Source organism: Helicobacter pylori NCTC 11637 = CCUG 17874 = ATCC 43504 = JCM 12093 (assembly GCF_900478295.1).
GTDB classification, from domain to species: Bacteria; Campylobacterota; Campylobacteria; order Campylobacterales; family Helicobacteraceae; genus Helicobacter; species Helicobacter pylori.
Genome location: NZ_LS483488.1, coordinates 610,905 through 625,731 on the forward strand (window position 1 = coordinate 610,905; position 14,827 = coordinate 625,731).

Below are 14,827 nucleotides of genomic sequence, written 5' to 3' on the forward strand. Positions count from 1 at the left end.
AAACCAATCGTTTAATAGCGATTAAATATGACTATATATACTACAAAAATAAGATTTTGAAAGGTGAGATTGTTTTTTGAAAGGATTTAAATGCCTGTTATAAGAGTTTTAGTAATGCTTGCAACAATGATGATGAAATTAGTAAAAACGGCAAAAGAAAAGAAAGTTTTTAAAAATGTGGGAATGTCTATAATGGGGATTGCTTTTTGGGAAGCGATAAAAGACTCAATAAAAAAACAAGTTAAAAAAAGCGATTGGATATGCGGGAATGTTAAGACTGCGGATGATTATTTAAAAACGCATCCTAACTCATGGTTTAATTCAGCAATAGGTGTAGCAACGATAACAACCATGCTTATGAATGTGTGTTTTGCTGATGACCAATCCAAAAAAGAAGTGGCTGAAACTCAAAAGGAAGCTGAAAACGCTAGGGATAGAGCGAACAAGAGTGGGATAGAACTGGAACAAAAACAACAAAAGACAGAACAAGAAAAACAAAAGACAGAACAAGAAAAACAAAAGACAGAACAAGAAAAACAAAAGACAGAACAAGAAAAACAAAAGACAGAACAAGAAAAACAAAAAGCAAATAAGAGTGAGATAGAGTTAGAACAGCAAAAACAAAAGACAATTAATACACAAAGAGATTTGATTAAAGAACAGAAAGATTTCATTAAAGAAACAGAACAAAATTGCCAAGAAAAACATGGTCAATTGTTTATTAAAAAAGCAAGAATTAAGACCGGTATTACTACTGGCATTGCTATAGAAATAGAAGCTGAATGCAAAACCCCTAAACCTGCAAAAACCAATCAAACCCCTATCCAGCCAAAACACCTCCCAAACTCTAAACAACCCCACTCTCAAAGAGGATCAAAAGTGCAAGAGCTTATCGCTTATTTGCAAAAAGAGCTAGAATCTCTGCCCTATTCTCAAAAAGCTATCGCTAAACAAGTGGATTTTTATAAACCAAGTTCTATCGCTTATTTAGAACTAGATCCTAGAGATTTTAAGGTTACAGAAGAATGGCAAAAAGAAAATCTAAAAATACGCTCTAAAGCTCAAGCTAAAATGCTTGAAATGAGAAACCCACAAGCCCACCTTCCAACCTCTCAAAGCCTTTTGTTCGTTCAAAAAATATTTGCTGATGTTAATAAAGAAATAGAAGCGGTTGCTAATACTGAAAAGAAAGCAGAAAAAGCGGGTTATGGTTATAGTAAAAGGATGTAGGCATAAGAAAATAAGAATACCATAAAATCGTTTTTAGCTTATTTGTGGTATTTTAAAGACTCTATATTACCCAATTAGAACAGAGCCTTTTTTAAACTCCTTAGTATGAATCCCAATCGTCTTTAGCGTTTGAGCGTTTCACAAAATACAAGCGGTTGCAATTTTTAGCGGTGTTTTATGAAGAATGATTTTTACCTCCCTCTTTTAAAAGAGGGGGTTTTAATTTTAGCGGATCTTTAGCGGGTCTCAGCTGAGCTTTTAATGATCACGGTGTTGTAGTCAGGCTGAACGGGGCGTTGGTTAGGCGAATTTTTCATGCGTTTTTTGATTTCAGCCAATTGTTTGGCAGAGACTTCCAAAGGCTCTTCTATCACAAACCATGCCACCCCTTCTGTGCAAGGAGGAGCGGTGAGAGAGCCGTTAAAATGGTAGTAATTGATGCTTTTAGGCAAGAAAGCGTCTAAAGCCAACTCTTTAAAATTTTGTTTCTTTTGAATGCCTTCTAAAATAGGATCAAGGTTGGGGTTTTCTTTCCCTTCTTCAAAACCTACCGCTAACACTAACAAACGCCCTTTAGCGTCTTTATGCACGAAATGCGCGCTCAAAGGCCTGGTTTTATTATTGATTAAAAACTCCATAGGGGCGTGGAAATGCACATTATCCAGCACATAGTCATGCCCTCTATAATTGATGTGGTTAGTCGGCTCAAATGAAGCTTTTAAAGTATGATGGGTGAAAAAGACCGCTTTAGGTTTAGAAGTGGCGTATTTGAATTGCAAATCGGCTTTATCTTGCGTGTGGTAGTAATGCTCAATGTTGATGGGCGATTGGCTTTTACCGCTTTTGCACACTTCAAAATCTTTGTGCAATTTGTCCCAGCGGTGCGGGCCATTTTCTTTATTTTTATAATCCCATTTGGTATTTTCAGCGCCTATAAGAGAAGCCGTAAGCGCTAAAGCGATCAAAAAAGTTTTTTTCATTTTAATTATCCTTTATTTTAAAATTCTAAAATATTAAAAAGCAATTAATTCTAGCGCTTAATCAACAATGACCGCAGTTACAAAAAACAGATTGGTTAAAAGTTGGAAATGGTTTTAAATTCTGTTTTATATGGTAACAACTCTATTAAATTTTAATGCGCCTATGGAGCGGAAATATTTGTTTTAACCAGTTCCCAATTTACAAGCGGTTAAAATTTTTGTCTTATACTCCAAGCTTTCAAATGGAATAAAATTTAACCCCTTAAGATTTAAATGATGATAACCAAACAATCGTATCAAAGATTCGCCTTAATGCGGGTTTTTGTGTTTTCGCTTTCGGCGTTTATTTTTAACACCACGGAGTTTGTCCCTGTCGCGCTTCTGTCAGATATTGCGAAAAGCTTTGAAATGGAGAGCGCAACAGTGGGGCTTATGATCACTGCTTATGCATGGGTGGTGTCTCTTGGCTCATTGCCTTTGATGCTGCTTAGCGCTAAAATTGAAAGGAAACGCTTATTGCTTTTTCTTTTCGCCCTTTTTATTCTCAGCCATATCCTTTCAGCGTTAGCGTGGGATTTTTGGGTGCTACTCCTTTCTCGTATGGGTATCGCTTTTGCCCACTCTATTTTTTGGTCCATCACGGCTTCTTTAGTCATTCGTGTCGCGCCAAGAAACAAAAAACAACAGGCCTTAGGGCTGTTAGCGTTAGGGAGTTCGTTAGCGATGATTTTAGGGTTGCCGCTTGGGAGGATCATTGGGCAAATTCTAGATTGGCGATCCACTTTTGGCGTGATCGGGGGCGTTGCGACTCTTATAATGCTACTTATGTGGAAATTGCTCCCGCATTTACCCAGTAGAAACGCAGGCACGCTCGCAAGTGTCCCTATATTAATGAAACGCCCGCTGTTAATGGGGATTTATTTGCTTGTGATCATGGTCATCTCTGGGCATTTCACCACTTATAGCTATATTGAGCCTTTTATCATTCAAATCAGCCAATTTTCTCCTGACATTACGACGCTAATGTTGTTTGTTTTTGGGTTAGCGGGCGTGGCGGGGAGTTTTTTATTCGGCCGTTTGTATGCGAAAAATTCAAGAAAATTTATCGCTTTTGCGATGATTTTAGTCATTTGCCCGCAACTCTTGCTTTTTGTGTTTAAAAACTTGGAGTGGGTGGTTTTCTTGCAAATTTTCTTGTGGGGGATTGGGATCACTTCGCTTGGGATTTCCTTGCAAATGAGGGTGTTGCAGCTTGCGCCGGATGCCACGGATGTCGCGAGTGCGATTTACTCAGGGAGCTATAATGTGGGGATTGGATCAGGTGCGTTGTTTGGCAGTATTGTGATCCACCAATTAGGGCTAGGGTATATTGGCTTTGTGGGTGGGGCTTTAGGTTTGTTGGCGCTGTTTTGGCTTAGATTCATTACGATCAAGTTTAAAAAAACATAAAGAGCGTTAAAAGGATTAACCCAATAAAGGAAATCCCTTTCGCGCTAAAAACCATTTTTTAATGATACCGCTTAATAACCGCGCTAACGGGTAGATTGCCTCTCTTTTTATGTTAAAATAGAAAAATTTGTCATAAATTTTAGGTGGTGTGTGGTTTAAATGCTAAAAAAAAAGATTGATTTGCATAAAGATTCTATCAGGAAGCTCTTTTTTTATTATTTTATCCCTTTAGCTTTTTCTATGATTTCACTTTCCACTTACTCTATGATAGATGGCATGTTTGTGGGCAAGAAACTGGGTAAAGAAGCTATCGCTGCGGTCAATATCGCATGGCCTATTTTTCCAGGGCTCATTGCGTATGAATTGCTTTTTGGTTTTGGGGCAGCGAGTATTGTGGGGTATTTTTTGGGTCAAAATAAAACCCATAGGGCTAGGCTTGTGTTTAGCAGCGTGTTTTATTTTGTCGCTATAAGCGCCTTTATTTTGAGCATGGCGTTATTGCCGTTTAGCGAAACTATCGCACGCCTTTTTGGGAGCAATGACGCTTTATTGAGCATGTCCAAACGCTACATTGAAATCATTTTAATGGGTGCGGTTTTTATGGTTTTGCACCCTTTGGCGGATGTTTTTGTGGTGAATGACAAACGCCCCATTTTAGCGATGGTAGCGATGCTGGTTGGCTCGTTAGCGAATATCTTTTTCAACTACTTGTTTATTTTTGTTTTGGAAGTGGGGGTTCAAGGCAGCGCAATAGCCACCGTGATAGGGCATGCGATAGGGGTTTTAGTCTTAATGCAGCATTTTTGGCGCAAAAAAGGGCAATTGTATTTCATCAAACGATTTTCCTTGTCTTCAGTCATTTCTTCAGCTAAAAGCGGCGTGCCTCAAAGCACGGCAGAATTTAGCGCTTCTATTATGATTTTGTTGTTTAATACCGCTATCATGCACACTGCAGGGGAAAGGTTTGTGAGCGTGTATGGGATCGTTATGTATAATGCGGTGATCTTTTTTACGACTTTGTTTGCGATTTCTCAAGGCATCCAACCGATTGCGAGCTTTAGCTATGGGGCTAGAAATTTAGAGCGCGTGAAAGAGGTGTTTATTTTTGGTTTGAAAGCAGCGTTTTGTATAGGGGTTGTTTTCTATGGTGCTTATTATTTCTTAGATGAATTTTTAATCAAGCTCTATTTACAGCCAAGCGAACAAGACCCCCTTTTTATGCAAGAGACTAAAAGAGCGATGAATATTTATTATGTTGGCTATGTTTTTTTAGGCATGACTTTGTTGTGCGCGGTGTTTTTCCAATCCATCCAACGCGCTAAAAGTTCGTTTATCATCACCCTTTCGCACACGCTGGGGTTTATCGTTATTCTATTGCCGATCTTAAGTCATTTCTATGGGATTAATGGCGTTTGGGTAACTTACCCTATCGCGCAATTTTTAGCGTTTTTAGTAGCGTTAGGGGTAACTTATTACGAAATCAAAAAAGGGGTTTTTACCACTTATAAAGAGAAAAACCCTATCGCTGTGAAAACTTAACCAATAAATAAGGTAAAATTAAGACATGCATGCAGAATTTTTCACTTTCGCGCTCATCATGCTTTTAATTGTGATGGCCCCTTATATGTCTAGAATCTCTCGTTTGCCTATCACGGTTGTGGAGATTTTATTTGGATCTGTTGGGGCGTATGTGGGTTTTATTGAGTCTACTAAGGGCTTTGAAATCATGTCTGAGATTGGCTTTTTATTTTTAATGTTTTTATGCGGTTTGGAAGTGGAGATTTATTTGTTTAAAAAATTAGGGGTTTCTCTTTTAAAACGCATTTTTGCTTATCTGTTGATTTTATACACGCTTTCGTTCATCCTTACTTTTAGCCTTAATTTAGAGCCTATTTTCATGGTGATTTTCCCCATTATTAGTTTGGGCATGATCATGACTTTAGTCAAAGATTATCGTAAAGAGATTTTGTGGCTTGATTTGGTTTTAAAAGTGGGCGTTATTGGGGAGTTGTTAAGCATTTTTGGTTTGGTGGTCGTGGATGGGGTGTATTCGCATGGCTTGGGCATGGATTTGATTAAAGATTTAGGCATTCTCATTGTTTTTTTAATCTTAATTATCGTGGCGTTTCAAATCTTTAAGACTTTGTTTTGGTGGTTCCCGCATTTAAAGCTTTTTGTGATGCCTAAAAGCAGTCAGTTCAACCAAGACGTGCGTTTTTCGCTCATGCTCTTTTTTTCACTGGTTGCGATCGTGGTGTGGCTCAAAATAGAAATGGTTTTAGGGGCGTTTTTGGCGGGGTTAGTCGTTTCTACTTTTTTCCCTCATAAATCAGAGCTGATCCACAAGCTCAATGATGTGGGTTTTGGGTTTTTTGTGCCTTTGTTTTTCATCCATGTAGGCTCTACTTTAGACTTAAAATTAGTGTTTTTAAACCCGCATTTGATCCTTCAAGGGATATTGATTGTCATAGCGATGTTGAGTTTGCACTTGATCACTTCAACCTTATTGTGGCGCAAATACTTTAAAGAAGCCAAGCATTTATTTTCATTCGCTTTAGGGGCTTCTATGCCTTTAACTTTTTTAGTAACCACCGCAGCGGTAGGCTTAAAAGCGCAAGCGATCTCACAAAACACCTACTACGCATTGCTCATGGCGGCTATTTTTGAAGGGGTATTATTCACGATTGCGATTAAAATGCTCAACAAAAAAGCTTGAATGAAAGCTTTAAGCGTCTAAATATTTAGAGTCGCTAAAGCTGTTTGCTTGAACATTATTAAACGCGTTTTCTAAGCTGTCAAAGAAATGAGGGTGCAAGTTTTGCATTTCTTTTAAGAAATTTTTAGTGGCTAATCGCGCGATAGGGGGCTTATCAGAGGCGGGCTGTTTGGCCGGACAATTGCAATCAGGGGCGACTGGGATATTTTGAGAAGTGACAAAATGAATGCTGCTGGCTTCTCGAACCTTAATCAAAGGGCGGATCACCAACAAGCCGTTTTCAGCCCTATAAATGGGGGGCATGCTCCTCAAACTCCCGTTATAAGTGAAATTCATAAAAAAGCTCTCTACGGCGTCATCTAAATGGTGTGCGATAGCGACTTTATTATAGCCTTCTTCTAAAGCTTTAGAATACAAAGTTCCTCTCCTCAAACGAGAACAAAACGAACAAAACGAGCTTTTTTCACGGCGTTTTTCGTTGATCGTGGCAGCGATTTGGGTGTAAATGATCTCATGCTCAATGCCTTGATCTTGGCACAAATCGCTCAACCATTTCAAATCTTCGCCCAAACCATAATGCACGGTAACCGCTTTAAAATCAAATTTGAAAGGGGCATGTTTTTGCATCCTGGCTAAGATGCAAGCGAGCATGATAGAATCCTTGCCCCCACTCAATCCTAATAAGATTTTATCGCCTTCTTCTATGAGTTTGTAAGTAGCGTTAGTCTTGCCCACAATGTGTAAGACTTTTTTGGAAATTTCATAGGCCATTTTTGATCCTTGATTGTTTTATTTTCTAAAGTTTTGCGCTAAGCGAATGATTTCTTCTTCGCTAATGTGATCGGAATTATATTTCACAATAATGATTTCTTCGCTAATATTAACATACCATTCAATGATTTTGTCCCTTAAAGTTTCAAATTGTTCCTCATTGTAAGCGTCTAAGGGGAAATAGACATTTTTTTGCTTGGAAGGGTTATTGAGCAAAAAGAGCGATAGTCCCCAAATAAGCCCTAAAGCTACAATGATTAAGCTTGTGTTAGAAACGCCTAAATGATGGTAGCTTAACCCCCCGCTCACGCCCCCAACAAAGCTCCCTAAATAGCCAAAAGTAGTGAATTGCCCTAAAACCTTGCCTTTTTCATTTGCTCTGGCGAATTTGGACGCTAAAGATTGCATGATAGGCTCTAAGGTGGCAAAGCCAATAAAGAAAAACGCCACCCCAAGAATAAAGAGCCATAAATGTTTTCCTAAAAAGCTAGAGTCGGCTAAAAACAAGCACAAATAACTCACAATAAACAACAATACGCCAGAAAGCATCACCCCTTTAGGCTTGTTGTATTTTTCAGCCATAACGCTCGCTATTCCCATGCTTAAAACCCCTAATAAGGCTCCAGGCACATACACCAAGATCAAAAAGCTTTCATCTTTATAAAATTCATTCACTAAGGCTAAAGGGATCAGCACAAAAATAAGCGTCATGAACGCTTTTTCAAAAAAAGAGCTTAGATACAAAAGATATAAGGCTTTAGAGTTGGGTTGATAAGCTTTTATGTTTTTGATCTGGTAAGAAATTTTAGGGGCGTCTTTGACTTTTAAAAGCATCAATAAACTCAATAAAGTTAAGATCGCCGTGAGTAAAAAGAGCCATTTTGCCCCCCCAAAAAACGCCACAACCCCAGGGCCTATCGCCATGCTTATAGTGAAGCTAATGAAAATAAACGCTCCCATGATGGCCATCGCTTTGGTGCGCTCTTCTTCTTTCACTTCATCAGCTACCATCGCACTAACAACCCCCCCTAAAGCCCCCATGCCTTGAATGAAGCGCCCTATAACGAGCCAAACAATATCATTCGCTATAAAGCATACTAACGAGCCAGCTAAAAACAACAGCAAGCACACCATAACCACCACTTTACGGCCTATCTTATCGCTAAGAATGCCCATGGGGGTTTGAAAAACAATTTGCGTAAGATACGCTCCGCCCACAGCCAACCCCACGAGTAAGGGACTGCTTGAATGGAAACTATCCGCATACAAACTAATGACCGGCAAAACAATAAAAAGCCCCAAAAACCGCAACGACGACACTAACGCTAATGGAAAAATTTTCTTAAACATGCGGGTTATTCTACAAGAAAATATCTAATTTTTATCATTAATTTAGGGAAGTAGGATTGATAATAAAAGTTTAATGTAATTTTAATGGAATTTTAAGAAAATTTTTTGTATAATCTCATTCTTTATTTTTTATAAAATCGCTTGTGTCAAGGTAGCTCAGCTGGTTTAGAGCGCTGGTCTCATAAGCCGGAGGTCGGGGGTTCAAGTCCCCCTCTTGACACCATGATTTGATTTAACCTCCATTTAATATCCGTTTAATCTTTTTTTTAGCAAACCTAAACTACAATAGCCTTGCATCTTTTAATTTCTTACATTAGGGATTTGACGATGATTTTTAGCTCTCTTTTTAGTGTTGTAGGGATGGCGGTGCTTTTTCTTATTGCTTGGGTGTTTTCTGGCAATAAAAGGGCTATTAATTATCGCACGATTGTCAGCGCCTTTGTGATTCAAGTGGCTTTAGGGGCGTTGGCTTTATATGTGCCTTTGGGTAGGGAAATGTTGCAAGGCTTAGCCAGCGGCATACAAAGCGTGATTTCTTACGGCTATGAGGGGGTGCGTTTTTTATTTGGCAATCTCGCTCCAAACGCTAAAGGCGATCAAGGGATAGGGGGGTTTATTTTTGCGATCAATGTTTTAGCGATCATTATCTTTTTTGCTAGCTTGATTTCACTTCTATATTATTTAAAAATCATGCCTTTATTTATCAATCTCATCGGTGGGGCGTTGCAAAAATGCTTAGGCACTTCTAAAGCAGAAAGCATGAGCGCAGCGGCTAATATTTTTGTAGCGCACACAGAAGCGCCCTTAGTCATTAAACCTTATTTGAAAAGCATGAGCGATTCAGAGATTTTTGCGGTCATGTGCGTGGGCATGGCTAGCGTTGCGGGGCCTGTGTTAGCCGGGTATGCGAGCATGGGCATTCCTTTGCCTTATTTAATCGCCGCTTCGTTTATGTCCGCTCCTGGGGGTTTGTTGTTCGCTAAAATCATTTACCCGCAAAACGAAGCCATTTCTAGCCATGCAGATGTTTCTGCAGAAAAACATGTCAATGCCATAGAAGCTATCGCTAATGGGGCAAGCACAGGGCTAAATTTAGCCTTGCATGTGGGAGCGATGCTTTTAGCCTTTGTGGGAATGCTCGCGCTCATTAACGGGCTTTTAGGGGTTGTAGGGGGGGTTTTAGGCATGGAACATTTGTCTTTAGGGTTGATTTTAGGCACGCTCTTAAAACCCTTAGCCTTTATGCTAGGCATTCCGTGGAGCCAGGCCGGGATTGCCGGAGAAATCATAGGCATTAAAATCGCGCTCAATGAATTTGTGGGCTATATGCAATTTTTGCCTTATTTGGGCGATAACCCTCCTTTAGTTTTGAGCGAGAAAACTAAAGCGATCATCACTTTTGCGTTGTGCGGGTTTGCTAACTTAAGCTCAGTCGCTATGCTCATTGGAGGGCTTGGCAGTTTAGTGCCTAAAAAGAAGGATCTCATTATAAGGCTTGCTTTAAAAGCGGTGCTTGTAGGCACGCTTTCTAATTTCATGAGCGCGACTATCGCCGGGTTATTCATAGGGTTAAGCACCAATTAAAAGGACAAGGCATGCAAAAAAGAGTGGTAATCTTATTATTGGATTCTTTTGGTATAGGGGCTAGTGAAGACGCTAAGGATTTTGGCGATTTGGGGGCGAACACTTTAGGCAATATCGCTAAGGCTTGTTTCAACAACCTAGCTGATTCTAACGATCGCAATGGGGCTTTGAAACTGCCTTATTTAGAGAGTTTGGGTTTAGGGTTGAGCGCTTTAAAAGCTACAAATGAATTGCCCTTAGGCTTTGAATTGAAACCTAATTTAATAGGGGCTTACGCTTATGCCAAAGAACTTTCTAGTGCTAAGGATACGATTTCTGGGCATTGGGAGATGATGGGCGTGCCCGTTCTTTTTGAGTGGGGGTATTTTAAAGACAAAATCCATTCGTTTCCTAAAGAAATTTTAGATGAAATTGTGCGTAAAACTAAGATTAAGGGCTATTTAGGGAATTGCCACGCATCAGGGACAGAAATCATTAAAGATTTAGGCGAAAAGCATTTAGAAACTTTATACCCCATTTTTTACACTTCAGCGGATTCGGTGTTTCAAATCGCTACGCATGAAGAAAAGTTTGGGCTGGATAACTTATACGCTCTTTGTGAAGAAGTGTTTCAAATTCTAGAGCCGTTAAAGATCGCCAGAGTGATCGCGCGCCCCTTTATTGGCACCAATAGAGAGGATTTCAAACGCACCGCTAATCGCAAAGACTATGCGATAAAGCCCCATAAAAAATTGCTTTTTGAAACATTCATTGAAGAAAAACAAGGCGAAGTCATTAGCATTGGAAAAATCGCTGATATTTACGCTCATGTGGGGATCACTCAAAAGTTCAAAGCCGGTAGTTTGATGGAATTATGCGATGTTACTTTAGATCAAGTCAAAAACGCTAAAAACAACAGCTTGATTTTCACGAATTTTGTGCATTTTGATAGCGATTATGGGCATAGGCGCGATATTAGCGGGTATGCTAACGCTTTAGAGTATTTTGATACGCGTTTAAAAGAGATTTTAGAAAATTTAAGGGAAAACGATTTGCTCATTCTTTGCGCCGATCATGGGTGCGATCCCAGCTTTAAAGGCACGGATCACACACGAGAATACATTCCTGTTTTGTTCTATCATAAAGACTTGCAACCAGCCTTTTTAGGCAAGAGCGAGTCGTTTGCGGATATTGGGCAAAGTATCGCTCACTTTTTGGGATTAAGCCCTTTAGATTATGGCAAAAACTTATTAAACTTTAAAGGACAACCATGACTCCTCACATCAACGCCAAAATCGGCGATTTTTATCCTCAATGCCTTTTATGCGGCGATCCTTTAAGGGTGAGCTACATTGCGAAAAAATTCTTACAAGACGCCAAAGAGATCACGAATGTGCGTAACATGCTAGGCTTTAGCGGGAAGTATAAGGGTAAGGGGATTTCTTTAATGGGGCATGGCATGGGCATTGCATCATGCACGATTTATGTAACCGAACTCATTAAAACCTATCAGGTTAAAGAGCTTTTAAGGATTGGCACTTGCGGGGCGATTAGCCCAAAAGTTGGCCTGAAAGACATTATCATGGCGACTGGAGCTTCAACGGATTCTAAAACCAATCGGGTGCGTTTTTTAAACCACGATTTGAGCGCAACGCCTGATTTTGAATTGAGTTTAAGAGCGTATCAAACAGCAAAGCGTTTGGGTATTGATTTGAAAGTGGGTAATATCTTTTCAAGCGATTTTTTCTATTCGTTTGAAACGCATGCTTTTGATTTGATGGCCCAATACAACCACTTGGCTATTGAAATGGAAGCGGCAGGGTTATACGCCACGGCGATGGAATTGAACGCTAAGGCTTTATGCTTATGCTCGGTTTCGGATCACTTGATCACTAAAGAAGCCTTAAGCCCTAAAGAAAGGGTAGAAAGCTTTGATAACATGATAATTCTGGCTTTAGAGATGATGAGTTAGCCTTTTTTGTTGCCCCCATAAGTTAAGGATAAAATTTAAAGGAAACCCTTAAAGCTAAAAAGCCTTAAGGGAACTTTGGAAAAACAAAAGCTATCGTTTTACAGAAACTTCGTTTTACAAAACTACCGCTTCAATAAAACAACAACTTTACACCCCAAAAACGAAATTTCAAGGTATAATGTTCTCCAAGAGTTTTTGCCATGTTTTGGTAGCCATGACAAACTCCTTTTATGGATTTATCCCCATAATCCGACTTATGGGGGTGTTTATTTTACAACAATCTTTCTAAAACCAAATCCCAATTAAATAAAAACACTCTTACAAGCTTGATTGAGTGCGTCAAAACACCCTAAAACTTTTTTTTGAAATCCAATAAATTTATGATAAAATTAAACGCATTGTAAATAAATTCTCATTTTGATACATTTTTTACAATAAAACATTACTTAAAGGGACATTTTATGAAAAAAACGAAAAAAACAATTTTGCTTTCTCTAACTCTTGCGTCATCATTGCTCCATGCTGAAGACAACGGCGTTTTTTTAAGCGTGGGTTATCAAATCGGTGAAGCGGTTCAAAAAGTGAAAAACGCCGACAAGGTGCAAAAACTTTCAGACGCTTATGAACAATTAAGCCGGCTTTTAACCAACGATAATGGCACAAACTCAAAGACAAGCGCGCAAGCGATCAACCAAGCGGTTAATAATTTGAACGAACGCGCAAAAACTTTAGCCGGTGGGACAACCAATTCCCCTGCCTATCAAGCCACGCTTTTAGCGTTGAGATCGGTGTTAGGGCTATGGAATAGCATGGGTTATGCGGTCATATGCGGAGGCTATACCAAAAGTCCAGGCGAAAACAATCAAAAAAATTTCCACTACACCGATGAGAATGGCAACGGCACTACAATCAATTGCGGTGGGAGCACAAATAGTAATGGCACTCATAGTTCTAGCGGCACAAATACATTAAAAGCAGACAAAAATGTTTCTCTATCTATTGACCAATACGAAGCCATCCATGAAGCCTATCAAATCCTTTCAAAAGCTTTAAAACAAGCCGGGCTTGCTCCTTTAAATAGCAAAGGGGAAAAATTAGAAGCGCATGTAACCACATCAAAGTATCAACAAGATAATCAAACTAAAACGACAACTTCTGTTATTGATACGACTAATGATGCGCAAAATCTTTTGACTCAAGCGCAAACGATTGTCAATACCCTTAAAGATTATTGCCCCATGTTGATAGCGAAATCTAGTAGTGGAAGTAGTGGCACAGCTACTACAAACACCCCTTTATGGCAAACAGCCGGTGGCGGCAAAAATTCATGCGCGACTTTTGGTGCGGAGTTTAGTGCCGCTTCAGACATGATTAATAATGCGCAAAAAATCGTTCAAGAAACCCAACAACTCAGCGCCAACCAACCAAAAAATATCACACAACCCCATAATCTCAACCTTAACACCCCTAGCAGTCTTACGGCTTTAGCTCAAAAAATGCTCAAAAACGCGCAATCTCAAGCAGAAATTTTAAAACTAGCCAATCAAGTGGAGAGCGATTTTAACAAACTTTCTTCAGGCTATCTTAAAGACTACATAGGGAAATGCGATGCGAGCGCTATAAGCAGCGCGAATATGACAATGCAAAATCAAAAGAACAATTGGGGGAACGGGTGCGCAGGCGTGGAAGAAACTCTAACTTCATTAAAAACAAGCGCCGCTGATTTTAACAACCAAACGCCTCAAATCAATCAAGCGCAAAACCTAGCCAACACCCTTATTCAAGAACTTGGCAACAACCCTTTTAGGAATATGGGCATGATCGCTTCTTCAACCACGAATAACGGCGCCTTGAATGGTCTTGGGGTGCAAGTGGGTTATAAGCAATTTTTTGGAGAAAAGAAAAGATGGGGGTTAAGGTATTATGGTTTCTTTGATTACAACCACGCCTATATCAAATCCAATTTCTTTAACTCGGCTTCTGATGTTTGGACTTATGGGGTGGGCAGCGATTTATTGTTTAATTTCATCAACGATAAAAACACCAACTTCTTAGGCAAGAATAACCAGATTTCTTTTGGGCTTTTTGGAGGCATCGCCTTAGCAGGGACTTCATGGCTTAATTCTCAATTTGTGAATTTAAAAACCGTCAGCAATGTCTATAGCGCTAAAGTGAATACGGCTAACTTCCAATTTTTATTCAATTTAGGCTTGAGAACCAATCTCGCTAGACCTAAGAAAAAAGATAGTCATCATGCGGCTCAACATGGCATGGAATTGGGCGTGAAAATCCCTACCATTAACACGAATTACTATTCTTTTCTAGACACCAAACTAGAATATAGAAGGCTTTATAGCGTGTATCTCAATTATGTGTTTGCCTATTAAAAACTCTCTTTTTAAAAAAAAAAGGGGGGGGGTTAAACTTCTAAAAAACCCCTAAAGCTAAAAATTTTCAAAAAACAATCATTAAACCCTAAAAAAGAAATTTTAAGGTATAATGTTTCCGCCATTTTTAGTTTTCCATGGCAAACTCCTTTTTAGAATTTATCCCCATAATCGCTCTTATGGGGCGTTTGTTTTACAACAATCTTTTCAAATTTAAAAAACGCTCTCAAAAACCATTAAAGAGTGAAATTATCTTACAAGATGAGCTTTTTGCAATTTTCGTTAAAACGATTATTTTTTAGCGGAGTTTTTCTAAAAAAAGGGTTTTTTACTCACTTTTCTTGATTGAAACAACACAATCAAGCGTCTTAAGGCAATTTAAAATAAAATAGCGCTAGCATGACCTAAA

The 14,827-nt window shown here is 39.2% G+C and carries 11 protein-coding genes and 1 tRNA gene; 9 read left to right on the forward strand and 3 right to left on the reverse strand.

Going from position 1 to position 14,827, the window contains the following annotated elements; genetic code table 11:
• Window positions 1–90: 90 nt before the first annotated feature.
• Window positions 91–1,230, forward strand: coding sequence for a DUF874 family protein (locus DQL14_RS03185; protein ID WP_108169793.1), 1,140 nt, complete (start codon window positions 91–93; stop codon window positions 1,228–1,230).
• A 236-nt stretch (window positions 1,231–1,466) separates the two neighbouring features.
• Here the strand turns inward: DQL14_RS03185 and DQL14_RS03190 are convergent, their stop codons facing one another.
• Window positions 1,467–2,210 carry a carbonic anhydrase gene (locus DQL14_RS03190; RefSeq protein WP_108169794.1) on the reverse strand — a complete coding sequence of 248 codons (744 nt, stop codon included), beginning with the start codon at window positions 2,208–2,210 and terminating at the stop codon, window positions 1,467–1,469.
• A 273-nt stretch (window positions 2,211–2,483) separates the two neighbouring features.
• Between DQL14_RS03190 and DQL14_RS03195 the strand changes: the two genes are divergently transcribed.
• The 3 genes from DQL14_RS03195 (at window position 2,484) to DQL14_RS03205 (ending at window position 6,375) form a co-directional block, all read left to right on the forward strand.
• A complete protein-coding gene (locus DQL14_RS03195) occupies window positions 2,484–3,659 on the forward strand; it encodes a sugar transporter (protein ID WP_108169795.1) in 1,176 nt (391 codons plus the stop codon).
• A 180-nt stretch (window positions 3,660–3,839) separates the two neighbouring features.
• Window positions 3,840–5,198: an HP1184 family multidrug efflux MATE transporter gene (locus DQL14_RS03200; RefSeq protein ID WP_231952907.1), complete on the forward strand. Its 1,359-nt coding sequence runs from the start codon at window positions 3,840–3,842 to the stop codon at window positions 5,196–5,198.
• A gap of 25 nt (window positions 5,199–5,223) precedes the next feature.
• Window positions 5,224–6,375, forward strand: coding sequence for a cation:proton antiporter (locus DQL14_RS03205; protein ID WP_108169797.1), 1,152 nt, complete (start codon window positions 5,224–5,226; stop codon window positions 6,373–6,375).
• A 9-nt stretch (window positions 6,376–6,384) separates the two neighbouring features.
• Here the strand turns inward: DQL14_RS03205 and DQL14_RS03210 are convergent, their stop codons facing one another.
• On the reverse strand, window positions 6,385–7,146 hold the full coding sequence (locus DQL14_RS03210; protein WP_108169798.1) for a tRNA 2-thiocytidine biosynthesis TtcA family protein: 762 nt from the start codon (window positions 7,144–7,146) through the stop codon (window positions 6,385–6,387).
• A gap of 18 nt (window positions 7,147–7,164) precedes the next feature.
• Window positions 7,165–8,457, reverse strand: coding sequence for an MFS transporter (locus DQL14_RS03215; protein WP_331837377.1), 1,293 nt, complete (start codon window positions 8,455–8,457; stop codon window positions 7,165–7,167).
• A 184-nt stretch (window positions 8,458–8,641) separates the two neighbouring features.
• Here DQL14_RS03215 and DQL14_RS03220 point away from each other — a divergent pair.
• The 5 genes from DQL14_RS03220 (at window position 8,642) to hopQ (ending at window position 14,418) form a co-directional block, all read left to right on the forward strand.
• Window positions 8,642–8,719 (forward strand) — tRNA-Met (locus DQL14_RS03220).
• 104 nt (window positions 8,720–8,823) lie between these two features.
• On the forward strand, window positions 8,824–10,080 hold the full coding sequence (locus tag DQL14_RS03225; RefSeq protein ID WP_108169800.1) for a NupC/NupG family nucleoside CNT transporter: 1,257 nt from the start codon (window positions 8,824–8,826) through the stop codon (window positions 10,078–10,080).
• Between the two features lie 11 nt (window positions 10,081–10,091).
• Complete coding sequence (locus DQL14_RS03230) at window positions 10,092–11,333, forward strand: phosphopentomutase (protein ID WP_108169801.1); 1,242 nt, start codon at window positions 10,092–10,094, stop codon at window positions 11,331–11,333.
• Window positions 11,330–12,031: a purine-nucleoside phosphorylase gene (gene deoD / locus DQL14_RS03235; protein WP_078215706.1), complete on the forward strand. Its 702-nt coding sequence runs from the start codon at window positions 11,330–11,332 to the stop codon at window positions 12,029–12,031. Before DQL14_RS03230 ends, deoD begins: the two co-directional genes overlap by 4 nt.
• A 461-nt stretch (window positions 12,032–12,492) precedes the next feature.
• Window positions 12,493–14,418: a Hop family adhesin HopQ gene (gene hopQ, locus DQL14_RS03245; RefSeq protein ID WP_108169803.1), complete on the forward strand. Its 1,926-nt coding sequence runs from the start codon at window positions 12,493–12,495 to the stop codon at window positions 14,416–14,418.
• The last annotated feature ends 409 nt before the right edge of the window (window positions 14,419–14,827 follow it).